Annotated in this window: 26 protein-coding genes; 3 read left to right on the top strand and 23 right to left on the bottom strand. The window is 33.2% G+C overall.

The genetic code is table 11. The annotated features are described in order from the left end of the window. Positions 1-48: 48 nt before the first annotated feature. Positions 49-603, bottom strand: a complete 555-nt coding sequence (gene lepB / locus ACYSNW_RS15720; protein WP_461746088.1) for a signal peptidase I — start codon at positions 601-603, stop codon at positions 49-51. A 395-nt stretch (positions 604-998) separates the two neighbouring features. Between lepB and ACYSNW_RS15725 the strand changes: the two genes are divergently transcribed. Both ACYSNW_RS15725 and spx read left to right on the top strand, forming a co-directional pair. Continuing rightward, on the top strand, positions 999-1,487 hold the full coding sequence (locus ACYSNW_RS15725) for a hypothetical protein (protein ID WP_461746090.1): 489 nt from the start codon (positions 999-1,001) through the stop codon (positions 1,485-1,487). A 435-nt stretch (positions 1,488-1,922) separates the two neighbouring features. Beyond that, positions 1,923-2,321, top strand: a complete 399-nt coding sequence (spx, locus tag ACYSNW_RS15730; RefSeq protein WP_461746166.1) for a transcriptional regulator Spx — start codon at positions 1,923-1,925, stop codon at positions 2,319-2,321. Between the two features lie 262 nt (positions 2,322-2,583). Here the strand turns inward: spx and ACYSNW_RS15735 are convergent, their stop codons facing one another. The 22 genes from ACYSNW_RS15735 to ACYSNW_RS15840 all read right to left on the bottom strand — a co-directional run bounded on the left by ACYSNW_RS15735 (position 2,584) and on the right by ACYSNW_RS15840 (position 24,231). Then, on the bottom strand, positions 2,584-3,402 hold the full coding sequence (locus ACYSNW_RS15735; protein WP_461746092.1) for a Cof-type HAD-IIB family hydrolase: 819 nt from the start codon (positions 3,400-3,402) through the stop codon (positions 2,584-2,586). Beyond that, positions 3,399-4,331 (bottom strand): ROK family protein, encoded by a 933-nt coding sequence (locus ACYSNW_RS15740; protein ID WP_461746094.1) that lies wholly within the window; start codon positions 4,329-4,331, stop codon positions 3,399-3,401. Before ACYSNW_RS15740 ends, ACYSNW_RS15735 begins: the two co-directional genes overlap by 4 nt. Before the next feature lie 23 nt (positions 4,332-4,354). Next, positions 4,355-5,779 carry a DHA2 family efflux MFS transporter permease subunit gene (locus tag ACYSNW_RS15745; RefSeq protein ID WP_461746095.1) on the bottom strand — a complete coding sequence of 475 codons (1,425 nt, stop codon included), beginning with the start codon at positions 5,777-5,779 and terminating at the stop codon, positions 4,355-4,357. Positions 5,780-6,140: 361 nt separating this feature from the next. Then, positions 6,141-6,458, bottom strand: a complete 318-nt coding sequence (locus tag ACYSNW_RS15750) for a PTS sugar transporter subunit IIB (protein ID WP_461746097.1) — start codon at positions 6,456-6,458, stop codon at positions 6,141-6,143. A gap of 18 nt (positions 6,459-6,476) precedes the next feature. Next, positions 6,477-7,814, bottom strand: coding sequence for a PTS sugar transporter subunit IIC (locus ACYSNW_RS15755; protein ID WP_461746099.1), 1,338 nt, complete (start codon positions 7,812-7,814; stop codon positions 6,477-6,479). A 36-nt stretch (positions 7,815-7,850) separates the two neighbouring features. Then, positions 7,851-8,708, bottom strand: coding sequence for a Cof-type HAD-IIB family hydrolase (locus ACYSNW_RS15760; protein WP_461746101.1), 858 nt, complete (start codon positions 8,706-8,708; stop codon positions 7,851-7,853). Between the two features lie 11 nt (positions 8,709-8,719). After that, complete coding sequence (locus tag ACYSNW_RS15765; RefSeq protein WP_461746103.1) at positions 8,720-9,697, bottom strand: sugar phosphate isomerase/epimerase family protein; 978 nt, start codon at positions 9,695-9,697, stop codon at positions 8,720-8,722. A gap of 12 nt (positions 9,698-9,709) precedes the next feature. Further along, entirely contained in the window at positions 9,710-10,102 is a 393-nt protein-coding gene (locus ACYSNW_RS15770) for a C-glycoside deglycosidase beta subunit domain-containing protein (RefSeq protein ID WP_461746105.1), read from the bottom strand. A gap of 437 nt (positions 10,103-10,539) precedes the next feature. Further along, positions 10,540-11,643 carry a Gfo/Idh/MocA family protein gene (locus ACYSNW_RS15775; RefSeq protein ID WP_461746107.1) on the bottom strand — a complete coding sequence of 368 codons (1,104 nt, stop codon included), beginning with the start codon at positions 11,641-11,643 and terminating at the stop codon, positions 10,540-10,542. Positions 11,644-11,678: 35 nt separating this feature from the next. After that, the gene (locus ACYSNW_RS15780) at positions 11,679-12,743 is read right to left on the bottom strand and encodes a Gfo/Idh/MocA family protein (protein ID WP_461746109.1); all 1,065 of its coding nucleotides are present in this window, start codon (positions 12,741-12,743) and stop codon (positions 11,679-11,681) included. Next, entirely contained in the window at positions 12,728-13,087 is a 360-nt protein-coding gene (locus tag ACYSNW_RS15785) for a nuclear transport factor 2 family protein (RefSeq protein ID WP_461746111.1), read from the bottom strand. Before ACYSNW_RS15785 ends, ACYSNW_RS15780 begins: the two co-directional genes overlap by 16 nt. 3 nt (positions 13,088-13,090) lie before the next feature. Next, positions 13,091-14,083, bottom strand: coding sequence for a sugar phosphate isomerase/epimerase family protein (locus ACYSNW_RS15790; protein WP_461746113.1), 993 nt, complete (start codon positions 14,081-14,083; stop codon positions 13,091-13,093). Beyond that, on the bottom strand, positions 14,083-14,517 hold the full coding sequence (locus tag ACYSNW_RS15795; protein WP_461746115.1) for a C-glycoside deglycosidase beta subunit domain-containing protein: 435 nt from the start codon (positions 14,515-14,517) through the stop codon (positions 14,083-14,085). Before ACYSNW_RS15795 ends, ACYSNW_RS15790 begins: the two co-directional genes overlap by 1 nt. 21 nt (positions 14,518-14,538) lie before the next feature. Continuing rightward, entirely contained in the window at positions 14,539-15,453 is a 915-nt protein-coding gene (locus tag ACYSNW_RS15800; protein ID WP_461746117.1) for a sugar phosphate isomerase/epimerase family protein, read from the bottom strand. A gap of 179 nt (positions 15,454-15,632) precedes the next feature. Then, positions 15,633-17,942 (bottom strand): GH39 family glycosyl hydrolase, encoded by a 2,310-nt coding sequence (locus ACYSNW_RS15805; RefSeq protein ID WP_461746119.1) that lies wholly within the window; start codon positions 17,940-17,942, stop codon positions 15,633-15,635. A 255-nt stretch (positions 17,943-18,197) separates the two neighbouring features. Next, positions 18,198-19,235: an oxidoreductase gene (locus ACYSNW_RS15810; RefSeq protein WP_461746121.1), complete on the bottom strand. Its 1,038-nt coding sequence runs from the start codon at positions 19,233-19,235 to the stop codon at positions 18,198-18,200. Positions 19,236-19,484: 249 nt separating this feature from the next. Further along, positions 19,485-20,441 carry an alcohol dehydrogenase catalytic domain-containing protein gene (locus ACYSNW_RS15815; protein WP_461746123.1) on the bottom strand — a complete coding sequence of 319 codons (957 nt, stop codon included), beginning with the start codon at positions 20,439-20,441 and terminating at the stop codon, positions 19,485-19,487. Positions 20,442-20,642: 201 nt separating this feature from the next. After that, positions 20,643-20,996, bottom strand: a complete 354-nt coding sequence (locus tag ACYSNW_RS15820; RefSeq protein WP_461746125.1) for a winged helix-turn-helix transcriptional regulator — start codon at positions 20,994-20,996, stop codon at positions 20,643-20,645. Between the two features lie 117 nt (positions 20,997-21,113). After that, a complete protein-coding gene (locus tag ACYSNW_RS15825; protein ID WP_461746127.1) occupies positions 21,114-22,043 on the bottom strand; it encodes an alpha/beta hydrolase in 930 nt (309 codons plus the stop codon). Positions 22,044-22,046: 3 nt separating this feature from the next. After that, positions 22,047-23,018 (bottom strand): alpha/beta fold hydrolase, encoded by a 972-nt coding sequence (locus tag ACYSNW_RS15830; protein WP_461746128.1) that lies wholly within the window; start codon positions 23,016-23,018, stop codon positions 22,047-22,049. Further along, positions 23,011-23,664, bottom strand: a complete 654-nt coding sequence (locus ACYSNW_RS15835; RefSeq protein ID WP_461746129.1) for a TetR/AcrR family transcriptional regulator — start codon at positions 23,662-23,664, stop codon at positions 23,011-23,013. Before ACYSNW_RS15835 ends, ACYSNW_RS15830 begins: the two co-directional genes overlap by 8 nt. Positions 23,665-23,844: 180 nt before the next feature. Next, complete coding sequence (locus ACYSNW_RS15840) at positions 23,845-24,231, bottom strand: hypothetical protein (RefSeq protein WP_461746131.1); 387 nt, start codon at positions 24,229-24,231, stop codon at positions 23,845-23,847. 103 nt (positions 24,232-24,334) lie between these two features. On the opposite strand from ACYSNW_RS15840, the gene ACYSNW_RS15845 reads away from it, so the two are divergent. Further along, on the top strand, positions 24,335-24,703 hold the full coding sequence (locus ACYSNW_RS15845; protein ID WP_461746133.1) for a winged helix-turn-helix transcriptional regulator: 369 nt from the start codon (positions 24,335-24,337) through the stop codon (positions 24,701-24,703). Positions 24,704-24,802 lie beyond the last annotated feature (99 nt).

Raw genomic sequence — 24,802 nt, forward strand, 5'->3', positions numbered from 1 at the left:
ATTTACGTAATAGTTGCTGCTATTTTTGATTAATTACCATGACACCGTTTAGTCTGTTTTTAACACACCAAAACGATTGAACGGCCACATAACAAATTTTACATCGCCCAAAATTTTATCCTTACCAATAAACCCAATCATTCGACTATCTTTTGAATTTCTACGGTTGTCTCCCATCACAAAGTAGCTGCCCTCTGGCACAGTTGTTTCACCAGTCACTTCTTCAAGTGTAAAATCACTAGTTAAAGGAGTCCCATCAGTAATTTCTTTGGTAAATTCATCTAAATAAGGTTCATCAACTTTTTCATCATTAATATAGAGTACACCATCTTCAAACTTAATCGTATCACCAGGCAAACCAATCACCCGTTTAATATAATTTTTCTTTGGTTCATCAGGTGCCGGAAATGTTACTATATCGAATCGTTTTATTTTAGTGTTCTTTAAGGCGATTACTCGTTCGCCATCAGCCAATGTTGGATCCATTGAATGTCCCTTCACTACCACTGGTGTAAAAACAAATTGTCGCAATAAAAAAAGGACAATGATTAATCCACCGAAAAATAAAACTGTATGTATCGTCTCTTTTGACTTCAAACTCATTCCTCCAAAAAGTTACTTTCTATAGTTTACCACAAACCAGCAAAAACCAACAATATTCTTTCATTCTTATAAAAATACTTACTTTTTCATCATTTATTTTACTAATTATTTTCCTAAACATCATCCAGAAATTTTTGACAATCCCAGCAACTATTGGTTATTTCAACATACAAATTCAGCGGCCGTATTTAAATATACATACTCTATTTTGACTAGATTGTTAAAACAAAAAAAAGTCTATTACGAAACTATTCACATTTCCTATCTTAGTCTTTCATTTGTATGTTGTAAATAAAAAGAGCTTGAAAAAATTCAAAAAGAAAAAAGATGACTCTATCTATAAACTTTGATAAACTAGAGGAGGATAATTTCCAAGAAAGTAAAGGAGGACCGTTATGTTTATTTCATATAATATGTTTATTTTTCTAATTATTTTAACGGTTATCATGATTGCACTAATTGTTTATCTTACTATGACTGCTAAAGGAACGAAAAAACAGAAGAAAACCACCACATCTGTTAGTCCTTCAGTAACTACTCAAGAACCTACGCAACCAATTGATTCTTCACCTATCACAATGACCGCCTCTGGAAATAGTGATACTAATTATTTAAATGAACATTCAGAGCATTACTCTTATAATCAAACTGAAGCAAATCGAGAGATGTATAACACAACGCAATCAGAGCAATCTTACTCAAATTCAACCACTTATTCTGAGCAGACTGCATTAGAAGATGAGCTATATGTATTGCCTTATCCAAAAGAAGATAAACAAGAAGACGAACTCATTTATTCTACTTCTATCTTCAAAAGAGCTTCTCAAGATAAAAATGAACAAACTAATAATGCTGAAAATCAAAATCCAACGAATCAAGAGTAACTTTCAGTCTATCTTGTCTAACTAAAGAATAAAACTATCTCAATCTAATTTAAAAAACTGAAATAAAAAAGTTGATTTTTTTTATTTCAGTTTTTTATTCCAATCCTCATTTAGTACGAAATAAATCCTTAAAATTCTAAAAAATTCCCTTTTTTTACTCCATAAAGGTCATTCTTATTTAATACATAATTATGTCTGCCTTTAGCAAAAGAATAAAAAAAATCATTAAATAACACTTCCTAATATAAAAAATTAGTAATTCTCATTATTTTTTTATAAATAACAATTATTATTAATAGAGTATTATTGTAAGTGTTATTTATTTGTTTTTTTATCATTTTTTGAGCATTTAAGTTGAGAATTTCATATATATTAGGTATTATTATGTTTAAAGATATTTACCAATTGTATTTATTTCGGAAGGAATTGAATGGAATGTTAAGACTCTATACTGCTCCAAGTTGTACTTCATGTAGAAAGGCAAAAAAATGGTTAAGCGACCACGAAGTGGTATTTGAAGAAAAGAATTTTATGAACTCATCAATAACATTAGAAGAAATAAAAAGAATACTTTCATTGACTGAAAATGGTACAGAAGATATCATTTCAACGCGTTCAAAAGTATTTCAAAAATTAAGAAAAAATTTAGATGATTTATCCTTATACGAACTATTAGAATTAATTGAAAAAAATCCAGGTCTGTTACGCCGTCCAATTTTAATTGATGAAAAAAGATTACAAATCGGCTTTAATGAAGATGAAATTCGTTGTTTCTTACCTCGAAATGTTCGTAAGCGCGAACTTTCCCAAGCTCTCTTATTTTCTGGAATTTAATTTAAAAATATTTGTTATTCACTTGACAAACGAAAGATTGGGACAGAAGTGTTTAACTCCAAGAAATTAGCGACAAATCATGAAAATTGGTTTTCAAATTTTTGTGATTTGTCGCTTATTTTTGTAGGAGCTGCTTCTGCTCACACCATTTATCAAGGTCGTCATAAAACAAAAGTTATTTTTGCTTTTGTCTCAACCTCGTTTTTTGTCTATAAAATATTGTTACACTCCATCCTTAACTTATAAGCTCAATTGCTTTTGACTATTTAAAATGACAATTTTGTTGCAATTTCAGCAACGAAAAACGAACCCCTTCTTCTTGATTTGTTTTAGTAATATGATTCGTTTGTCGTTTGATTACGTCATCAGCATTCCCCATCGCAACACTTACACCGGCATACTTTAACATTGAAAGATCATTTTCGTTATCGCCAATTGCCATTATCTCTGAAGGAGAAATCCCTAAATATTCCGCTAACACTTGTAATGCTTTTCCTTTGCTAGCTTCTCGATGTATAAATTCATAAAAATAGTCCAAGCTTTGCATTGTATTGTACCTTTGTTTGAACTCATTTGGAATTTGAGAAATGATTGTTTGAAGAGCTCCTTTTTTGCCAACAAACAGTATCTTATAACTATCAATTTCTCTGAAATCAGAGCTTTCAATATAATGAATCGAAGTCTGATTTAAATAAGCATCATACGCTGTATAAAGATCAATTTTAGATTGTGAAGTAAAAATTCCCGAATGACTTTGAACATGATAGGAAATATTTAGTCGTTCACTTAATGCTTTGATTTCTTTAAGTGATTCAAAAGAAAGTTTTTTTTCAAATAATTTAGTTGTCCCTTGTGTATCACTTAACAAAGCGCCATTAAAACTAACAACATATTCTTTAGGACCAGTTATTTTTAATTTTTTAATAATAGGAGCTAAACTATAAAATGGACGTCCTGTACATAAAACAATTTTGATTCCATTCGTTCTAAGCTGAAAAATCGTTTGAAGTGTTGATTCAGAAATGTCACCTTTTTCATCAAGTAACGTACCATCAAGATCTAACGCCACCAATCTAATCATGATTGCCTCTCTGTTAAACGTTGTTTGATTTGATAGGCTGCGCCATAAGCACCTGCATCATTTCCTAAAGAAGCTTTTCTTATTTGGATATTTCCTCTAATTTGTGGAAATACATACTGATCAATTGCCTTTTGCAAAGGTTCTAAAAACACTTGTCCAGCTTCTGATAATCCACCACCAATAACTAATTCCTCAGGATCAATTGTATTAAAAATACCGGCAATTACTCTTGCCAAATGATCAATAGTACTCGCTAAAGCGGCTTTTGCAAATACATTCCCTTCTTCACTTAAAATAAAAACTTCTTTTGCACTTTTCACAATTTCGCTTCCAGAAATAAGATTCATCGTTTGAACTAAACCATTGGCTGATCCATAGCACTCTAAACAATTTTGATTTTTGCAGCCACAAATCCGAATTTCTTCGCTTTTTACTGGAATATGTCCAATTTCCCCTCCAGAAGAGTTTTGTCCATTTAAGATTTTACCATTAACTATAACTCCTCCACCCACACCTGTTCCTAAAGTGACAAAAACAATGGATTGTAGTTGTTGACTGGTCCCTTGCCAAAATTCTCCTAACGCTGCTGCATTCGCATCATTTATCAATGTAACTGGTACGCCAATTCCTTGTTCTAGCAACTCTTTTAAAGGGTAGTTAGACCAACCTAAATTAACGGCTCTAATTACTGATTTTTCATTAACTGGTCCTGGAACTCCGACTCCAATACCTGTGATTTCACTTTTACTAATTTTATTTTTTTCTAAATTCGAATGAATGTTAGTGATTATTTCATCCGTAATATGTCTTCCATCATCTGTAATATTAGTAGAAATTTGCCATTTCTTTATCAATTTGCCGTTTTCTTCAAAGATTGCCAATTTTATAGCCGTTCCACCAATATCAATCCCAATTAATTTGTTTATCATTCTGTACGCTCCTCTCCCTCCTGCTAAATGCTGTCTGCTCTATTAGAATCGCTTGTACTCACTATCTTTTTACTAAAAAATAATTTAGCTAACAATAATAGTTCAACGAAAAAAAATACGATTAAAAAAACAAAACCTATTCTTGATCCTTCAATGGTGGCCTGCGCAAAATCAACTAGTTGATTCGATTGACTTTGTGAGATTATCGCAGCAATAATGGCAGTTCCTGAAGCACCTGCAAATTGTTGAAAAGTCATGATAATCGCATTTCCATCAGCTTGTTGTTTATGTTGTAATTGTTTTAATCCATTAGTCATCAAATTCCCGAAAGAAAAACCAATACCCATCGTAAAAATAAAATAAAAAACACCAATCATCAGATTGCTTAGTTTTCCACAGAATATCATAAATAAAATCAGAGACAAAAAAATGACCAAACTGCCAAATACGATTGGTTTTTTTGCACCAAATCGATCCAATATACGACCAGCAAAAGGTGTGAATAACGCTCCTAATGTAGCTCCAGGTAAGACCACAAATCCTGAAATTTGTGCAGAACTGCCATTCACTATTTGAATATAATTAGGTAAGATGAAAACGAGTCCCATTAAAACTAACTGCATAATAAAGAAACAAATAACGTGGATACAGTAAGTCTGATTTTTTAATAAATCAAAGCGCAAAATTGGTTCAACAACTTTTTTCGAGCGAATAATCAATCCGACTAAACCAAAAACCGCAAGGATAAAAGAACCGAAAACTGCAAGTGAAAAGAAGTTGAATTTCCCTATATTACTAAAACCTAAAATTGTTCCAATAAAAAAACAAGAAATCATCAATAAGCTGACTAAATCAAAGTTTTTTTTGCTTATTTCACTTTTCTGTTCAATCGTAAATAAACTAATGATTAGTGCAACAAGAATGATTGGAATCAACAGTACAAAAATGTAACGCCAACCTAAAATAGTCACGACAGAGCCGCCAAACGTCGGTCCAATTGCAGGAGCAATCGCAGGAACCATCGTTCCAACACCCATCATCATCCCAATTTTCGTTGGTGGTACTTGTTCTAAAATAATATTAAACATCAACGGTAAGCCAATCCCAGTTCCCATTCCTTGAAAAACACGACCAAGTAATAAAATTTGAAATGTAGGGGCTACAGCGGCAGTAACAATCCCTATAGTAAATAACCCTATTGCACCTAAAAAGAGTGGTTTATTTTTAAACGAATGCTTTAAAAAACCAGACAACGGGACGATAATAGCTAAAACTAAGAGGTAGATTGTGATTAGCCATTGAACAGTTGCTGTATCAACGCCAAATTCCGCTTTTAATGTTGGAAACGCAACATTCATAGCAGTTTCCGCTAAAACGCCACAAAAAGATAGAATTCCAGTGGAGATCACGGCTCCAATTATTTTAATTGTTAATTTTTCTTGCTTCATAATACTCTCCATTTCTAAAAAATAAAAACAGCATCGAATAATTAAAGACGTTAACCCGTTTGATTTCAATACTAGTTCATTTTTAATCTCGATTCTTGTTCAAAAAAAGCTTTTACGTAGTAAAAAACAGTCTTTCCAGAGATAAATTGAATGTGATTGTTGTGACAAACGTACTTTTCTTTAAGCATTAACTAGATACGATATCCATATAATCATTATATTTTTCGTGAATTATCGTCATAAAAAGTTGCTTGAAGCAAAATCCATCGTCATTTTCAATTTATCTCTCAAGACTTATTTTAAAAGGTATAGCTTATTCTATTTCTAAAAAACACAACATTTTCTCATCGTTCAACTTTTTTTAGTTTCTATTTTCAATTAAAGCCATACTTTGTTCTAGTACTTTTTCACCATTCATTGTGCCATAAGCAGCCATATCAATTATTGAAACTGGAATTTGGTCTTGAACAAGTTCTCGAATTTGTTTTTCTTTAAAACGAACCTGAGGACCTAACAAAATCAGATCACGATTTTTTAAATGATTTTTCACATCATCAACAGGCTGTGCTTCAACCGTAACTTTAATGTCGTGATTCGCACTAGCTTTTATAATTTTTTCCACTAATAAACTGGTACTCATCCCCGCATTACAAACCAAAAGAATATTAATTTTTTTCATTGTTAGACCTCCTCACACTCAACCAGCAATAGCATTTTCAATCGCAACTTCAACATCCTCTTTCTTTTCTTTGACAGCTTCTATTTCCTTTTTATATTCTAAATTATCCGCGGTTCTAAAGAATGGATAATAAATGCCAACTGCTACAACAATACAAACAATTTGCGCTAACAGCATTCTCCAGCCTCCTGCAATAAAAGCGTTCACAAAAGTTGGTGTTCCAGTTGGTAATTGCGCGCCAACCATTCTAGGAACTAAACCACTTGTGATTGAAAAATAGCCAATCATACCTGTAATTAAGGGTGTAATAACTGTTGGAATTAAGAACACTGGATTTAAAACAACAGGTGTTCCAAATGTAATTGGTTCATTGATTCCAAAAAAAGTTGGAATTCCTGTGATTCGACCAATACTTTTGTACTGTTCACTTTTAGCTAAAAAGATAAAGCAAATTGATAACCCTAATACACAACCTCCGCCACCAATTTCTAAAAAGACAGAAGTAAAACCAAAGTCGATTAAATTAGGTGGTGTTGTTCCAGCAGCCGCAGCGTTCATATTTTCGATTGTCATTGTTTGAATGATTGGCGCATAGACACCAAAAATGATTGCTTTCCCATGAATTCCGAACCACCAGAAAAGGCCAATTAATGCATACGCTACCATAACGCCACCAACAGAACCGCCAATTTGTTGAATCGGTACTTGCAAGCTACTATAAACTAAACTATGAACACTACCATAACTTGTAAAAGTAAATAACCAAGAAATGATTGCCATTAAAAATGTGATTGAGAAAAATGGAATAATTGAACTAAATGATTTTTCTACAAAGCTCGGCACACTATCTGGCATATGAATCGTAATATTATTATTGATAAACCAACTATATAGTTTTGCTACGACTAAGCCAACGATGATTCCAACAAACATTCCTTTGGAACCAATATAGTCAAAACTAATAAAATCAACAGGACGAATTGTATCATGAACTTGTTGTTCAATAGTCGCTAACGGAGTCAAAATCAAAAAAGAAACAATTGCTAAAAATCCTGGAAACATTCCTTCAACTTTATAAGATTTAGACAAGTTGAACGCTATAAAGTAAACAACGATTAAAGCCATAATATTACTTGTAAAAATACCAGGTAAAAGTAACAGTGTTTTCAAATTATGCTCTTGAATAAAATTTTGATAACCATCAAACGGTAAATTTGCGACTAAAGTACACATCGCTCCAGTAATACTCGCCGGAATAGTCATAACCATCCCTTTGCTGACTGCTTTCAAATAGCGATTATCTGAGATTTTTTCCGCAACTAACTGTATTTTTTCAAGATTATCAGCAAAACTCATAATGAAATCCCCTTTTGTCATTTTTTTAGTTTTAACCTATATAAATCGTTCAATTGCTTTTGCAACGCCATCATCATCATTTGTATCTGTGATATATTTTGCCTCAGCTTTCACTTCTTCGATTGCATTTCCCATAGCTACTGTATAACCGAACAAACTATTTAGCATTCCTAAATCATTATAACTATCTCCGATTGTCATGATTTCGTCTAAATCGATTTGTTTTCTTTTAGCATATCGTTTGATGGCTTCTCCCTTATCAGCTAAAGGATTCGTTATTTCTAAATTGATTGCAAAAGAACCAGTAACATTCACTGGAAATAATTCGGGAAGTGTTTGTCTTAATTCAGCTATTTTATTTCTATCAGGGGAAAAACTAATTATTTTCCCCACTTCATATTTTTTATCAAATACAACTTGAAGCGAATCAATTGGATTGATTGCACGATACAAGAAATGCTCTTGCGCCTGAGTGTAAGCTTCTTCCAGAGAAATTTCCGGATGAAAATTATTGATTTTAGTAGCAACTGCCCATTTACATGCCTCAGGATCACTTGGAGAAAAGGTTCCCCCTGTCGTGTAAACTTCGACAAACATACCTGCTTCAATCAATTTAGCAACGATTTGCTCGACTAATTCATTGGTCAAATAAAGCTTTTGGATAATTTCTCCTTTAGCATTTCTTAGCTCGCTCCCATTCATGACTAAATAATTACAGGTCAATCCAGCAGCTAAAACTTGCGGATAGGCATCTTCATAGCTTCTACCTGTTGTAATAATAAATTCGATTCCTTGACTTTGTGCCTTTTTGATTGCTTGACGATTCTTTTCAGAAATCATATGTTGACTATTAATCAACGTGCCATCCATATCAGATGCAATCAACTTAATCATCCTATCCCCCGCTATCCGATTATTTTTTTCAAGACTTCTTGATGACGACGAACTTGTTCTATACTATCAACTTCCATGTAATCTTGAATATGACGATTTCCTTCATACTCACTACAAATATAGCCATTATAACCTGCTTCTTTTAAAGTAGAAACTACATCATAGTAAGGGATACTCGTTTCTTGTAAATCATCCGAGATATCATAGAATTTCCCATGAATGTGTACAATGTAAGGCATATTTTCTGTAAGTATTTTAGGATCTGTATAAACAAAATGACGACAAAATTCAGCGAAATTTTTATCTGCCTCGGTTGCTTCTTTCATTTTAGAAACTTGCTCAAACGTATCATCTCGATTTAAACCGTTTTCATAATTATCGCTAACAAATTTAATGATTTCAGGTGTTCCACCTTTACGAATATAATTATCTTGAAAAATCGAACCAATTCGTTTGGTAAAAATTCCAAAATCAGGCATGATACCAAACCACTGAGTCCCACTTTCTTTAATGTAGTTCAAACGTTCTTCAAACCACGGAGTTCCAAAAGTAAATGGCGCATGGACTTCTAAAGCGATTTTTACATTTGCTTCTTCTGCGTAAGGTAAACTTTGTTTTACAACCTCTAAAGGTGTTGAAACTAGCGTTCGTAAAATCTTACATCCTAAACGATTAGCAAGTTTTAAATCTCGTTTCATCATTTCAACATTTTCTGAAGTCGTAAGCATACGATTTGCAAACAATTTATTGTCTAAAAAAGCATCATATGCTACAGGCTCCATATTATATTTTTCTAGCCATTCATGCCACTGTTTCACAAAATCATCAGACAAATTCGGGAATGTTGGTAACATTTGTTCAGGTAAAAACTCAATTCCTTTTGCTCCTGTCTCTGCTGCTTCTCGAATACAATCTTCTAAATTCATTTTTCCAGTATAAAATTCATCTTGATAACTATATAATGATACACCACGTTTGATTTGACTCATGATTTCATCCTCCTATGCTTCTAAAACTAATATTTTTTCATCATCGCCCACATTATTGAATGGTAAATACGATATTCGTAAACTTACAAATGCATGAACTTTATGTTCGCCCACAGTCAATCCACCTACTTTATTAACAAAAACAGTGATTGTTTCAATCATTTCCCATCGATGGTTAATAACTGTTGGTAATTCTGAAAAAGTAAAGGTTTCCCCTTTGACAGTAATCAACATCTCGTCATTAGAGACTTTTTCATCGTCAATCGTTAAATCTAAAACTTCTACGCAGCTCATTGGAATTCCTCGATAATATGGAATACGTAATTGAACTTCATAACCAATCACTTGATTATGCTCTGTTACATTACGAAAACCTTCTGGATTCACTAAATACTTCTCAAACATTAAAACTCCTCCTTCATTTTTAAGGTCGTTTCAATCTAACGTTAGCTATTTTTTCTAATTTCATTATCTTGAGACGCCCATTTTCTTGATTCAAACGGGGTTGGACAAAAGGGATTAGCTCCAAGAAATAAGAAGGTATTTCCGAAAATTGGTCTTTAAATTTTTGGTAAATTTTAGCTTATTTCCGAAGGAGCTACTTTTGCACCACCATTTGTTCATTTTTAGAAGATAGAACAAAAGTGCTGTTTACTTTTGGCCCGCCCTCATACTTCCACTTAAATCTCTGTGTATCCTTTAAACCTTTATCAGATAATCCGCGAAATTTTAATTTTTTATCTCACGAATTCGTAATGAAAGGTATATAAAACTCAGCTGATCATCAGACAAATACTTTTTTTTTCTATAAAAAATCGTAATTACTAAAAAGATAGTTCTGTTTACAGTTTTACTTCGTTACCTGTTTCAGCAGATTGATAAATAGCTGCTAAAACTTGTGTCACTTTATACGCTTGTTCCGGTTTAACCAATGGTTCTGTATCATTTAAGATCGCTTCTAACCATTGTTTCGCTTCGATTCGCTCTGGTGCAGAATCACCGCCTTCAAAAAAGGCAATATTTCCAGCTGCACTAATTGATTCTTCTGTTAATAAGCCGTTGGTCGAACGATTATACGTCAATTGATTTACTGGATAACTCATCCCAGCATCGATTTGGGCACCAGCCTTCGTTCCACATAATGTTGTTGCTGCTTCTTTTGATTCTAAAACATTCAAAGCCCATGAAGCTTCTAAGAAAATAGTGGCACCATCTTTCATTTTAATAAAGCCAAATGCTGAATCTTCTACTTCAAATGTTTCTGTATCCCAAGGACCAAATAAATTTCCAGCTTCTGCTCCTGCTAAATTCCCTAACTTATTAAATACAGAACCATTGACAGACTCAACATCGTAGTTATCCATCATCCATAATGTAATATCTAAGGCATGAGTACCAATATCAATCAATGGACCACCACCTTGTTGTGATTTATCAGGAAAAACACCCCAAGTAGGAACTGCTTTACGACGGATTGCATGTGCTTTTGCAAAATAAATCTCTCCTAAATCCCCCTTCTCACAAGACTCATGTAGTGCAGTCACTTCTTTTCTAAAACGATTTTGATAGCCGATTGTAAATTTCTTCCCTGATTTTTTCCATGCGTCCATCATTAATTTAGCAGCTTCAGGTGTATGGGCCATTGGTTTTTCACATAGCACATGTTTTCCTGCTTCAAAAGCAGCAACTGTAATTGGGCTATGACTGACATTAGGTGTACAAACATGAACAACATCGATAGAATCATCCGCTAATAAATCATGATAGTTCTCATAGTAAGTTGCTCCTTCAGAGCCATATTTTTCACAGGCTTCTTTCGCTCGATCAATTTGCGTGTCACAAAAAGCGATCATTTCACATTTATCATTTTGACTACTTAAGGCTGGAAAATGTTTATTGTTTGCAATTCCACCACAGCCAATAATACCGATTCTAAGTTTTTTCATTTATTTTCTTCCTTTCTCTCGTACCTATTTCATTATTATTCAAAATTAATACTTTGATGATAAGTTGCTGAAACACGAATGGCTTCAACCACTTTCATCAATCGTAAAATTTCTGTTACTTGAACGACTAATGTCTCTTTTCCTTGAATAGAAGCATAGTAATTGTCAAAAAACATTTGATGAGAAACATTAACTTTCGGTAATTCCTCTACAATGATTCGACCTTCTGGTGCAGGACCAAAGCTACGTGTAGGACCCGCATGAGTCATCGTGATTTGACCAGGTACATTTCCTAATAATTCAGATGTACGCGTGATTTCACCTTTAGGATTAAAGCCATCTATTTTCGCACTTCCCTGACTGCCGCCTAAAAACCAATGACGTTCAAACCAAGTTTCAGAACTATTTAAAAAATATGTTCCTAATTCGATTTGCGCATTTACACCATTTTCAAAATACAATTGAATATTAAAATAATCGTCTACTTGTTCATTAATCACATTACGAACATCCGCATAAATTGTTTTTAATTTTGCAGGAAACATCCATAACATTTGGTCAATTAAATGAACGCCCCAATCGTAGAGCATTCCACCACCAAATTCTGGATAAATATGCCAATCATGCATATTCCCATTAAAACCATATAAGGCACTTTTGATCGTATAAATATCTCCTAATAAATTTTGATCATAAACTGCTTTTGCTACTTGATAATCATGATCCCACCGACGTTGATGATGAACAGTAAAACGAACTTTTTCTTTTTCAGTAATAGCAATCATTTTTTCAACTTCAGCTGAATTCATCGCTAAAGGCTTTTCACAAATAATGTCTTTGTGTGCTTTTGCTGCTTTAACTACCATTTCTAAATGTAATTGATTCGGTACAGCAATAATCACTGTATCAATTTCCTGATTGGCTAACAATTCATCTGCCGAAGCATATGTTTTCACACCAGTAGGTGCAAATTCAAACTGATTTTGATTGATATCGCAAACTGCAATTAGTTCAGCATATTCTAATTTTTCTATTGTTTGACCATGTGTTTGCCCCATGAAACCAAAGCCGATGATTCCAAAATTCATTTTTTTTGCCATGCTTTTTTCCCCCTATCAAAGTAATCCCAATGCTCAACGAAGCGATTATTTTCTATTCGATATAAATCAACAACATGAGCTTTTGTTGCTTTTTGTTCATCCACACTTCGTACAAAAACAACAGCATACTCTTCTTCTAAAACAATCCGATCTACTTCTAAACGGAAATATTCATCAGAAGTAAATTTTTCTTGAAAAGCTTTTAGTAATCCTTTTCGTCCTTGTTCAACCGATTCATTGTGTTGAATATAATTTTCTGCAATCAATAAATCTACTATTGCTAATTGCTGTTGATTAAAGAAATTTTCATAAAAGTCGGCAATGATTTGTTTAGTGATTTTCATTTATCACCTCTCAGTTTCGTCAATAGCCAATAAATTTTTGACCATTTTTAGTTGTCGTTTAGTAAATTCAGTACCGCCACAGTATAGCTCGTCCTCGTATTCACAAATCAGATAACCATCAAAATCTGATTCTTTGATAACCGAAAGAATCTCTTTATAAGGAATACTTGGTTCAATCAATTCTTCACTCAAATAATGAAATTTCCCGTGAAATTCTATACAATATGGCAGAATTTCTTTTAATTCTGCTAATAAATTCGGTAATTCTTCCTTTGGTTTGAATTGGACAAAACCGTACATCCCTTGTAATGCTTGATTAATTGCAGGATGAGCATTAAGACTAGTTAATCTCTCTCTTGCTTGCGTCAATGGAACTCCTTGATAACGCATTTCGGCTGCTAATTGTAAATGTTCTTCCGCTACTCCAACTTCCAATGCTTTGATCCAATGCGCTTTATTAGGGGCTGTAGCAAAGCAGCCAAAATCAGGAATTAAGCCTAGATGAGTTGATTTCGTTTTTTTAATTACCGCTAGATATTGTTTCATCAATGGAGATAGTGGCGATTCCGGATTATGAATCTCAATGCCAACTTTTACATCATAAAGTTCTGCATAAACTGCTAAACGCTCAAAGGCTTTCGGGGATAACATATATTGCGCACGCATTACCTTGCATCCTAATTTATGTGCGGTTTTCAAATCAATGATCGTATCAGCCAACATCTCTTCATCAGTCAAATTACGATCATGCATTAATCCTTTATCATTATTCGCTCCGTAACCAACCGGACAAATATCATATTTTTCAGTTAACGTTTTGATCAACCCTAAAAATTCATTGCTAACATTTGGGTAAGTAGGTAGCATTTGCGAACCAACAATTTCATATCCTTTTGCTCCTGCTAACGCAGCTTGTTTAACACATTCTTCAAAGTCATATTCGTATCTCGCATACTCTGTTCCATAACAAAATAAGGTTACACCAAGTTTGATCATTATTCGCCTGCCTCCATTCGTACCATTACTTTTTCACCTGAATCTAGGGGCATAAATTGATGATCAGGACCAATTTGCATATAAGGAATTCGAAGAACCAACTTTAACTCAATCTCATGTTCACCTGATAAGCCATTGGGATATAATACATGTATGGTTGCCTTATTCACTTGACTCCAAAATTCTGTCACAGCATACTTTAGTTTGTATAAAGGCATTTCTTTTTCATTTAATTCAAAAGTTACCGCTTCTTCTGCTATTTTTTCTCCATCTACATAAACTTCAATTACATCAATATCTGATAAATAATGCCCACGATAATAGGCTAACTGGGTATCAAATGAAAAACCATTATTCTTCCCATTAATGTATATCGCTCTAAACGATTTCTTTTTAATGATTTCATTATTAAATTTCATTCGCATAGCGAACATTGGCAACTTCCTCCCTCTCTTTTAAATCACAAAGTTGCGTAAATATCGTGTACTCAACGTAACCGATTTTTTGACATCCTCATAATTTTTTTCAAATGCTTTATCTTCAACTTCAATACAACTACAACCTTCAAAACCAATATCTGTTAGCGCTGAAACGTAACTTCCCCAATCAACATCTCCTAATCCTGGTAACTTTGGACTCATAAATTTTAACGGAGCTGACATGACACCTACATCTGCTAATTTTTCGGGATAAAGTTTAATATCTTTATAATGCACATGAAAAATTTTATCTTTAAATTCATACAGTGGTTTAATATAATCAATCTGTTGCCAAACAAAATGGGAAGGATCGTAATTTAGTCCCAAAGCTTCACTTGTCAATCGGGTAAATACTTCACGCCAAATCAGCGGTGTTGTCATTAGATTTTGCCCTGCCGGCCACTCATCTTCGGTAAAAAACATCGGACAGTTTTCTATCCCAATTTTAATTCCGGCATTTTCAGCATGAGCCAGAATCGGCTGCCAGACAAGCTCCATTTCAGCTAAGTTTTCGGCAAGTGATTTCGATTGCATACGACCAATAAACGTTGTAACGAGCGGAACCTTTAAGAGGACTGCTGCATCAATCAGACGATGCAAATGCTCAATTGCTTGTTGACGTTTTTCTAAGTCTTCATCCAATGGATTGGGATAATACGCTAATGCAGAAATTTCAACATTTTTCTCTGTAGCATACGTAATCAACTCTTTTGCTTTTGCCTCCGTTAAATCAACAACATCGATATGTGAAACTCCAGCATAGCGCCTAGTCGCTTTTTGATTCGGCCAACAAGCAACTTCAACACAATTCAATCCATTACTAGCAACAATATCAATCATTTCTTTAAAATCACTTTGATCCAAAATCGCACTAACAATTCCTAATTTCATGACTCCACCTCAATTTCTTTTCTCTACACTCAGAATTATAATGCGCTTACAAAGATAAAAAATTCATATTTTTGTGTTCTTTTCTGCTTATTTTTGTTTCATTAAAATTAAACAAAAGAAAAAGACAAAAATAATCGGATTATTTTTGTCTTTTTCTCGTATAATTTATCTAAATGAAGTTATTGTCTTTTTCTAATATTAATCAGGTAAAATTCATTAGTTGTTAAAATTTTTCGAATAACCAAACGATGTTCAGTAACCACAACTTCTGCCAATGTTTGTAAGTGAGTATTTTTTTCTTCCAAGTATCTCAAGTCAGATAAACGCAGATCCCGACTAAAATGAAATTTTTCCCACTGACCATATAAATCTCCATGTTCTTTTAAACAAGAAAAAATCCTTAATTCATACGTCCCATTAGGAATATTCGTTAAAATAAGCTGATCTTCATGCTGTTTTTCTTCAAAAAAAGTATCAACCTCACTCAATTTAAGATGCGCTTCATCTTTTAAAAAATATAAACTATTTGGATGCGTATACTGATGTCCTAAAATAAAAAACTCATCTTCTTCAGAAAGACAGATTAAATGTTGTTTATCTTTATACAAAACTGCTAAATTTCTTAATTGATCAAAAAATTTCATCGCATTCATTGCAGGTTTAAATAAACTATTTTTGGTTATTAGGCCATTTCCACCAGTTAATAGTGCATAATTTTTAGGATTTTTTTGTGCTAAATCAGTTCCTAACCAATAACCTAAGCCCGCAACATGATCAAAAATATCAATCATACTTTTAATGATAAAGGCTCCTTTAAATAAACTATCGTTCAATATATTGCTACGTGAAACGGTATTGCTCCATTCAGAAATGTAAAGAGGTTTATCTAAATTCAGCTGTTCAATTACACTCATTTGATTTTGTAAAAAATCTGGGTCAGTTACTCGTTGAAAATTACGTTTTTCCCGAACATAACGATTAGAATATGGAAATAAAACAAACGAATAATAATCAAAGGTACAATGGCTCAATTCTTCTTTTAAATACTTTTCTAATGCTAAGTTTTTTGTCCAAATAAAACTTCCACCACCTATAGAAAGCTCAGGAATCATTTTTTTACAACTATCGTAAGTAGTTTGATAAAATTCAGCATAACGAGCGATTGAGTCAGATTCTTCAGGGTTACTAGCAACGATTTCAATTTTCCACGTTTCTACTTGCTGTCTACCATAGCGATTTAAAATATGGCGACAAAAATTTTGGATCACCTCATTCCATTTTTCCAATGAATAATAACTTTCCTTAAAATCAGAAGCAAATTTATTAATAGTCAACCAAGGAAGCAACGACAGTTCTAATAAAGAATCGATAATATCGTCGATTACTTCATAGTCACTTAAAGCATCCCCCATCAGTTTTGTTGTGAAAATTGCCCAAATACGACCATACTTAAATTGAACACTTTGCTGAATAATCCCCAAATGCTCTCTAACATTACGATTTAGAACCATTTCAGCAGAACCTACATTTAAAATCGTACACCACGTTTCTTTGATTGGTTTCGCATTCAATGACTTTACATCTAACTGTAAAAAGGATTGATTAGCAACCAATTCATCCGCACCTTTTGATTCCTTATAAGCTGTATAAGAACTTTTAATCGCTGATTTTTCCTGATTTTTGTTCATTGTCTCATTAAGTGCCTTTTTTCGATATTCAGAAGGCGTATCATGATAATTTTCTTTAAATTTTTTATTAAAGCTATTCACACTAAAAAAGCCATTATCAACAGCAATTCGTGTGATTGTTTTTTCCGATTGCAATAAATCTTGATAGGCGTAATTCATTCTTATTTGAGCTAAATAATCTTTAAAATTGATTCCGAGTGATTTTTTAAAAAACTTTGAAAAGTAAGCGACATCCATATGAACAAGTTCCGCCATATCAGTTAACGTAATATTTTCATAGTATCTTTCTTTCATTGTTCGAGTAATCTGTTTGATACGATCATCTTGTTTTTCAAGCGTTATCGACTCTTCTAAAAAAAGGCTACTTAATTCATTTAAGAGATGATAAACTTTACTAATCTGTAAAAAATTAGTTTTGCTAGCTTCAAATAATTGTAAGTCAATAATTTCAAAAATAATCTTACGAATCACTGCATAGTTTCCCGTCGGATTTTCAATTGAATGACAATTAAACCAGACGAATTCGGAGTCAAGTGCTTGAGATAAAAGAAAGTCTGAAATCGAAAAATAAAATAGTAACGCCTCTTGATCACATGCTAAAATTTCATAACTCTCAGATTTATTGATTACGACCAAATCATCGGCAGTCATTTTATACCTCTGATCCCCAATCGTTAAATGAGCATTTCCTTTTAGTAAAAATAATAAATCAGTCGTTTTTGATTCTTTTCGGATAAAATGAACATTTGTCATCAATTGAATATCACTTTGTGTATCTAAATACCCCATGATTTCACTCATAGACTAGCTCCTCCTAAACTCTCTCTTACTGTATATTCGTTACATATTCTTTGCCTATGATACTAACATAATCAAAATGAAAAGGGTACCAAATTTGATTTATTTCCGAATTTCAAGCAAAAAAAAACTCTAGCCAAACAAAACGTTAGATACCTTTCACGCCAATGATTAGCATGAATAAAACAATAGCCTTAAACAAAATCATCTCTGTTTAAGGCTTTGACCTATTTAAAAAAATTGTGTAAATTTAACAATTTACTTCTTTTGACCTCTTTCATACGAATGATTGTACACTTTGAATTCTGTATCATGTAATTCACGTGCTGCATCTGCCAACCAACTTGTATTTCTAAGCAATGCTCGTCCTTGCAAAATAAGGTCTACTTGATTAGTTTGTAGTAAATATTCGCATAAACCAGCATTATCTAACAGACCGACAGCTGTCACTGGAATCGAAACTGCTTCCTTCATAGCAACTGAAAATGGCACTTGATAGCCTGAATAAACTGGAATATCTGGTCTTCGATCCAGTATCCCACCTGTGGAAATGTCTAAGCAATTGATGCTATCTTGCTCAAGCCAGCGACCAATAGTTTGCCAATCTTCGATACTATTTTGTTCGTTCGCTGGTGCGTATGCTGTTAAGGATAAACGAACCCACAAAGAACCTTTATAGAAAACTCGAACTTGTTCAATCGTTTCTTTCAAAAAGCGATAGCGATTTTCTAACGTTCCGCCATATTCATCTATGCGTTTATTGGTCAAAGGTGATAAAAATTCATTGATCAAGTATCCGTGCGCTCCATGTAATTCAATCATGTCTACACCTGCTTCTTGAGCGCGTTTAGCTGCTTGAACAAATGCGGTTTGTATTTTTTGGATTTCTTCTTTTGTCATTTCATTTGGCGTTTTTGAATGATTATTAAGTGGGATTGCACTTGGTGCAAGTGGACGGACTGCGTCTTGTGCTTTTCGTCCCGCATGACTTAATTGAACACCCACTTTAGCACCAAATAAATGAAGATTTTCAACTAGTTTAGTTAATTCTAATTTTTGCTCATCATTCCATAAACCAAGATCGTGCTTTGAGATTCTTCCATCTGGTTCAACAGCGGTTGCTTCAATAATAATTAGTCCAACACCAGCTATTGCACGCGCACCATAATGGGCAAAATGAAAAGGTGTCAATAACCCATCTTCTTGCTGCACTTCATACATACACATCGGCGATAAAACAACACGATTTTTTAGCGTTAATCCAGCTATTTCAGTAGGTTCTAATAGTAATGACATTGTTTTCTCTCCTTTAATATGCTTAGTTGCTAATATTTCATTACTATTATAAAGTTCTTCTCAATGATTATCTATTATTTTAGCTTATCAAATCTTAATACTTTTTTACCTACTAGTAAAATAAAATGAGTGATAGAAAAGTACCTCTTTCAGAAATAGGTTGAAATTGTTGTAAAATAAAGGAAAAAAAGTGCTGCCATTGTATAATACCTACTCGTTTTTCGGAACTAATCGCTTTTGTCCCTATAGTCAATCTTCAATTAAAATAATTACCTTCCCGAAACTATGAGAACTTTCCAAATATTCATGTGCTTGTTGAATTTCTTTCAAGCAAAAAATTTTCTCAGGCTCAATTTGTATTCGATATTTTTTTATAAACTTAAACAATTCAGCTAGTTTTTTTTCATTGACAACACCTGAATAAAAACTAGTCAAATAGGCTCTATTCAAGTCAATAATTGGGTCAAACTCTTCTAAAAACCAACGACCACCTAATTGTCCTGTACTACAAATAATTCCATTCGTCTCAATATGTTTAATACTATTTTTAATTGTTGCTGGTCCAACTAATTCCAAAATCTTTTGATAGTTATGATTGGTTTGCAATTGTCCTTTTTTATCTTCAATAACTGCTGAAAAACCAGCTTCTAACAATAACTTCTCTTTTGCTAAACTTCGACTTGTTCCATTTACATGAATATTTTTATATTTGGCTTTTAAAAGCTTCAAAAAAGCAAGACCAACACCACTTGTAGCCCCTCGTACTAAAACACGATCCGTTTCTTTTAGTTGAAGTTTTTCTAGTGACCCAAAAGCGGTAAAGTAAGATTCTGGAATCGTTGCTAACTCACGCCAACTTAAAGTTGTCTCTACAGGATAGATTTGTTCATTAGGCACTAATACATATTCCGCATAGCTTCCATCAAAAGCTCGTCCCATTTCTCCCATCATAGAAATCACTTTTTGACCAATAGCTAAGCGATTCGGGTCAGAGGTTTCCTCAATTTCACCCACACATTCAATACCTATAATCCTAGGGAATTGAACAGTCGGAGATTTCCCTTCTCTAGTAAAAATTTCCGAATGATTAATTCCGAATCCCTTAACTTTAATCAACGACCAATTAGGCTTTATTTTGGGTTTAGAAACTTCACGATAAATCAACTTTTCAACCCCACCAGCTTTAGAAATAACGATTGCTTTCATCAATTTCCTCCCAAATTTTAGTAATATTATTGATTTTAGGTTTCAATACTTTTTATCGAACGTTCTTCTATTCATTAGTATGCAAGAATAAAATAAATAAAAAAAGTAGGTACTTTTATATTAGATACTTACCTTTTAGTACCTAATATAAATATTCCTACTTTTTATTTAATAAAACATTGTTTAGTCAAATGATGATTTTTAACTAGTTTTGCTTTCTGATTCTCCTATCAAATTATGCTTAATATATTCGGTTCCCCAATCGCTCATTGCAGTAATAATTGGCCGCAGTGAATTTCCTAATTCGCTTAATGAATATTCAACTCTTGGTGGAACTTCAGCAAAAATTTCACGATTGATTAAACCATCGGCTTCCATTTGACGCAAATTTTGTGTCAATACTTTTTGACTGATTCCATCAATTGAACGATGAATCACATTAAAACGTTGGGTACCTTTTAGTAGCTCCCGCATGATTAATAGTTTCCACTTGTTACCTATCAAATCTACCGTCGTTGCTACAGGACAAAAAGGCAATTCTTCTTTAGTCAACATGCTTCTTTCACCTCAATCGTTTCAACTCATACATCACTTACCTATAGTATAAAAAAGTAATATTTTTATGTCAACAGTACTCAGTTTAGCTTAGATTGTTAACTATCGTTTAGAAAGTCATTCAAGAAAATTTTTAACCTCTCGAGCTATTTCGTTAGACTTAGTATGATGTAAATAATGACTTCCTTCATAAATTTTGATTTCAGCTTTTTTACTATCTTTGATCATATTTTCATGGATCGACAACCATGATTCATCAGGATCGACACTTTCTGATGCCAAGAAGTAAAGGACTGGTAATTCATTAGGATAACTAAGGGGCTCTGTTTTCTTAAAGTTCTCAGCCATTTCTTTCCCCTCATTGACGGTCGCTTTAGAGCCTATATTTTTTAATGAAATATACTTAAATTGTTCTAATTGTTCGTCTGTTAGAGTTGGTGGATTCAACATAGTAGGATCTAGTCCAACAAGTAAACGATATAGACCAGACTTTCCAAGAAGTTCAATCCCTCCTTCTTGATTATCGTCAGCCCCACCCTGCGCAGGCAAACTACTATCGATCCCAATAAAGCTTTTTACCTCATCTGGATAAGTATTGATATAATCCAAGCTGTAAACACCAGAAATCGAGTGACCCATTAAATGATAGTCATGAATGTCCAATTCTGAAAGTGTTGAATGTAATTCTTTTGTTAAATTTTCCACAGAACGTTCTTTATCCGTATCATCACTTTGTCCATAACCGAAAGGATCAACCACAACTACTCGATAATTTTTAGCTAATTCATTCGTTAATGGTGAAAAATCTAATACTGGAGAACCTGTTAGATACCCAGGAAGTAATGCGATCGTTTCATCGCCTGAACCAGTAATTTGAACAGACATTTTTTGCTTCTCCACATCTATTTTTTCACTATATGGAACGATTTTTTTTGCTTCTTGATTAAGTTTGATACGATTGTTGATATATATTCCAGCAAATACTAGGATAATAATCACTAGTAACCCTAATAAAGTCCCACCCATAACTTTAAACAGCTTTTTCACCTTTTAAGCCTTCTTCCCATCACTATTTAGAAATAATTTTATTTGTTTTGCAATTTCAGGCGTTTGAGTATGATGTAAATAATGCTTACCTTCCAATTCAATGACCTTGCCCTTATCTAATCCTTTAACTTGATCTTCGTGATATTCTAACCAATGATCCATGTTGCTTTCATTTTTAGCAACAAAAAGCAGTACAGGCATATTTTTAGGGTACGTCAATCCTCTTGAATTTGGAAAACTGTTACTTAATTCTTGTAATTCTTCACTCATATTACGACTACTACCATTTTTCAACGTCAATAATTTTAATTGTTCAAAATCCGGATCTGATTGAGGTCTACCGATTGTTCCTTCTGGATTAAGCTTCATCATAAAACGGAAAATACCCGCTGTCTTTAAAAAATCAATCGCACGCATATCAATTCCAGGCCATGGTTGTTCAGGTGTACTCGAATCAATCCCGATAAATCCTTGCATTTCATCTGGATAAATTTGTGCATAATTAACAGCATATAATCCAGCAATTGAATGACCCATTAGATAATATTCTTTGATATTCATTTTTTTAGCAACCTCATGTAATTCTTCTACATAATTTTCGATTGTGCGTTCACGATTGGTTTGACTACTTAACCCATAACCAAAAGGTTCGACCGTTATAATTCGATAGTCGCTCTTTAATTCGTCGATTAGCGGTTTAAAATCTAGATAAGGACTTGCTGTCCCTTGACCTGGAAGTAAAAAAATTGTTTTCTCACCACTTCCTTCACTAACAACATTTATCTGTCCATCAAATAAATCAATTTTTTCTCCATACGATTTAATTTCTTTCGCTTCAGTTTTCAAACTAACTTGATGAATGATTGTCGTCCCTGCTAAGAATAACCCTAGTAAAACGACAATTCCAGCAATGAGAAGACCCAATCCTTTTAAAATTCGCTTCCATAATGGTTTTTTTATTTTATTCTTAGTCATTTTGTTCCTCCATTTTCATTTTTAATCTCGTCAAGATTTCTTCCATCACATCTTCATTTAAAATATTCATACCACTTTGAGCGAAAACGCGCGAACAAGCAGTTAGTTTTTCAAAAAATGAATCGATTGTCGTAGGAAAAAGCCCAGGAATAAACCAAGTGCTAATCAATAAAATAATAATTTCAGCCATCTGTCTGGGTTGTTGAACAGATAATGATCCATCTTGGTTTCCCTCAATCAAATAACGTTCGATTTGTGGAACAATTTCTTCAACGATTTGTGCATTATACATCGAGTAATATTTAGGATCATTTAATAATGGATACCCTAAATTCATTGATGCTCCAGCTTCTTCGTTAAAAAGATTTTCCATTAACAGCTCTTGAATTTTTTCTAAACCATTAAGATCATCTCGTTCATCCACTTGTAGTAAAGTAGACTCCTCTGGGGTAAATCTCCTAACAACTGCTTTGATAATTTCTTCCTTATTCGAAAAATGATGGTAAATCGCACCACGAGTCAATCCATTCAATCCCCGTTCAATGTCAGAAATTGACGTTTTTTCATAACCTTTTTTAACAAAAAGTATCGAAGCTACGTCTAAAATCATATTTTTTGCTTCTTTACTTGTATATCTCTTTCCCATTTTCTTCTCCTCTCAAAAAAACATTCAATCGTTATGTTTTTCAAAATAATAATCGATTTTTGCACTCCTGTCAATTATTTGCTCTTGCAATCTAGCGTTTGTAATTACCGATGAAAAGTCGCTACTATTTGCTATGATCCGATGAGCTAACTTTTATGTCTACTAACTAGTGATGACTACCTATTTATTGAATACCAGCAAAATTATACTGATAATAAAAGAAATCACGCAAAAAGGTGTCATAACCAAACGCTCTTTTTTACTCTTCGTTAAAAAGCCATTCGAAAAAATTGCACAAAATAAAAATAAAGTTGCACAGATAATAATATTTCTATCAAACAAATTGAACATTGATTGTTTGATTATTTTTCCAAAACTAAGGTAACATAAACCAATAAAGAGCCATAAAATGATTAAACATCCGCTTATCTTTTTCATCTTTTTAGGCAGTATCTTATACTTACCTCCAGGCACAAATTCACCTAATGGGTAACCTAAAATCAATAATACATGGAGAAACGCATTTGCAAAAAAAGCAATCGCCATAACAGCACTAAGTAATTTCATAATCAATAACCACCTTCTTTATTTCTTTCATTCAGTATATAATAGGCAGTATATTCGCTCAATTACGCACAAAAAAGTAAGTAACCTGCTTGGAGGAGATTTGATGAAAACAGAAAAAAATTATCCATGTACCGTAGAAGATTATGGCTTTGAGAAAATTGAAAAAGTCTTATCATTGATTGGAGGCAAATGGAAGATGCAAATTATTTATCATCTAGGTTGCAACGATCGTCTAAGATATGGTCAGTTAAAACGTGAAATTCCAGCTGTCACTCATAAAATATTGATTCAGCAATTGAAAAATTTAGAAAAAGATGGCTTTGTTTTACGTAAAGAAAATGCTGAACTCCCTCTTCGTGTTGAATATCAGCTGACAAAATTAGGCTTAAGCCTTTTACCTGTTTATGAAGCATTTGGAGATTGGTGTCAAAAAAATCAACTACTTTTCGAAGATCAACTTATAGAAAAATAACTTTAAAAATATAATCAACATTCATTTTTCACAACTTTAAAATTCACTTAAAAAAATAACAAGCCCCTTCCGATGTTACTTCTGGAAGGTTTTTTATTA

The sequence above is a fragment of the Enterococcus sp. LJL99 genome (assembly GCF_054871725.1).

What these genes read in the sequence shown, in the direction of transcription:
- lepB (WP_461746088.1), bottom strand. Translation starts at nt 603, where the DNA reads ATGAGTTTGAAGTCAAAAGAGACGATACATACAGTTTTATTTTTCGGT.
- ACYSNW_RS15725 (WP_461746090.1), top strand. Translation starts at nt 999, where the DNA reads ATGTTTATTTCATATAATATGTTTATTTTTCTAATTATTTTAACGGTT.
- spx (WP_461746166.1), top strand. Translation starts at nt 1,923, where the DNA reads ATGTTAAGACTCTATACTGCTCCAAGTTGTACTTCATGTAGAAAGGCA.
- ACYSNW_RS15735 (WP_461746092.1), bottom strand. Translation starts at nt 3,402, where the DNA reads ATGATTAGATTGGTGGCGTTAGATCTTGATGGTACGTTACTTGATGAA.
- ACYSNW_RS15740 (WP_461746094.1), bottom strand. Translation starts at nt 4,331, where the DNA reads ATGATAAACAAATTAATTGGGATTGATATTGGTGGAACGGCTATAAAA.
- ACYSNW_RS15745 (WP_461746095.1), bottom strand. Translation starts at nt 5,779, where the DNA reads ATGAAGCAAGAAAAATTAACAATTAAAATAATTGGAGCCGTGATCTCC.
- ACYSNW_RS15750 (WP_461746097.1), bottom strand. Translation starts at nt 6,458, where the DNA reads ATGAAAAAAATTAATATTCTTTTGGTTTGTAATGCGGGGATGAGTACC.
- ACYSNW_RS15755 (WP_461746099.1), bottom strand. Translation starts at nt 7,814, where the DNA reads ATGAGTTTTGCTGATAATCTTGAAAAAATACAGTTAGTTGCGGAAAAA.
- ACYSNW_RS15760 (WP_461746101.1), bottom strand. Translation starts at nt 8,708, where the DNA reads ATGATTAAGTTGATTGCATCTGATATGGATGGCACGTTGATTAATAGT.
- ACYSNW_RS15765 (WP_461746103.1), bottom strand. Translation starts at nt 9,697, where the DNA reads ATGAGTCAAATCAAACGTGGTGTATCATTATATAGTTATCAAGATGAA.
- ACYSNW_RS15770 (WP_461746105.1), bottom strand. Translation starts at nt 10,102, where the DNA reads ATGTTTGAGAAGTATTTAGTGAATCCAGAAGGTTTTCGTAATGTAACA.
- ACYSNW_RS15775 (WP_461746107.1), bottom strand. Translation starts at nt 11,643, where the DNA reads ATGAAAAAACTTAGAATCGGTATTATTGGCTGTGGTGGAATTGCAAAC.
- ACYSNW_RS15780 (WP_461746109.1), bottom strand. Translation starts at nt 12,743, where the DNA reads ATGGCAAAAAAAATGAATTTTGGAATCATCGGCTTTGGTTTCATGGGG.
- ACYSNW_RS15785 (WP_461746111.1), bottom strand. Translation starts at nt 13,087, where the DNA reads ATGAAAATCACTAAACAAATCATTGCCGACTTTTATGAAAATTTCTTT.
- ACYSNW_RS15790 (WP_461746113.1), bottom strand. Translation starts at nt 14,083, where the DNA reads ATGATCAAACTTGGTGTAACCTTATTTTGTTATGGAACAGAGTATGCG.
- ACYSNW_RS15795 (WP_461746115.1), bottom strand. Translation starts at nt 14,517, where the DNA reads ATGTTCGCTATGCGAATGAAATTTAATAATGAAATCATTAAAAAGAAA.
- ACYSNW_RS15800 (WP_461746117.1), bottom strand. Translation starts at nt 15,453, where the DNA reads ATGAAATTAGGAATTGTTAGTGCGATTTTGGATCAAAGTGATTTTAAA.
- ACYSNW_RS15805 (WP_461746119.1), bottom strand. Translation starts at nt 17,942, where the DNA reads ATGAGTGAAATCATGGGGTATTTAGATACACAAAGTGATATTCAATTG.
- ACYSNW_RS15810 (WP_461746121.1), bottom strand. Translation starts at nt 19,235, where the DNA reads ATGTCATTACTATTAGAACCTACTGAAATAGCTGGATTAACGCTAAAA.
- ACYSNW_RS15815 (WP_461746123.1), bottom strand. Translation starts at nt 20,441, where the DNA reads ATGAAAGCAATCGTTATTTCTAAAGCTGGTGGGGTTGAAAAGTTGATT.
- ACYSNW_RS15820 (WP_461746125.1), bottom strand. Translation starts at nt 20,996, where the DNA reads ATGTTGACTAAAGAAGAATTGCCTTTTTGTCCTGTAGCAACGACGGTA.
- ACYSNW_RS15830 (WP_461746128.1), bottom strand. Translation starts at nt 23,018, where the DNA reads ATGACTAAGAATAAAATAAAAAAACCATTATGGAAGCGAATTTTAAAA.
- ACYSNW_RS15835 (WP_461746129.1), bottom strand. Translation starts at nt 23,664, where the DNA reads ATGGGAAAGAGATATACAAGTAAAGAAGCAAAAAATATGATTTTAGAC.
- ACYSNW_RS15840 (WP_461746131.1), bottom strand. Translation starts at nt 24,231, where the DNA reads ATGAAATTACTTAGTGCTGTTATGGCGATTGCTTTTTTTGCAAATGCG.
- ACYSNW_RS15845 (WP_461746133.1), top strand. Translation starts at nt 24,335, where the DNA reads ATGAAAACAGAAAAAAATTATCCATGTACCGTAGAAGATTATGGCTTT.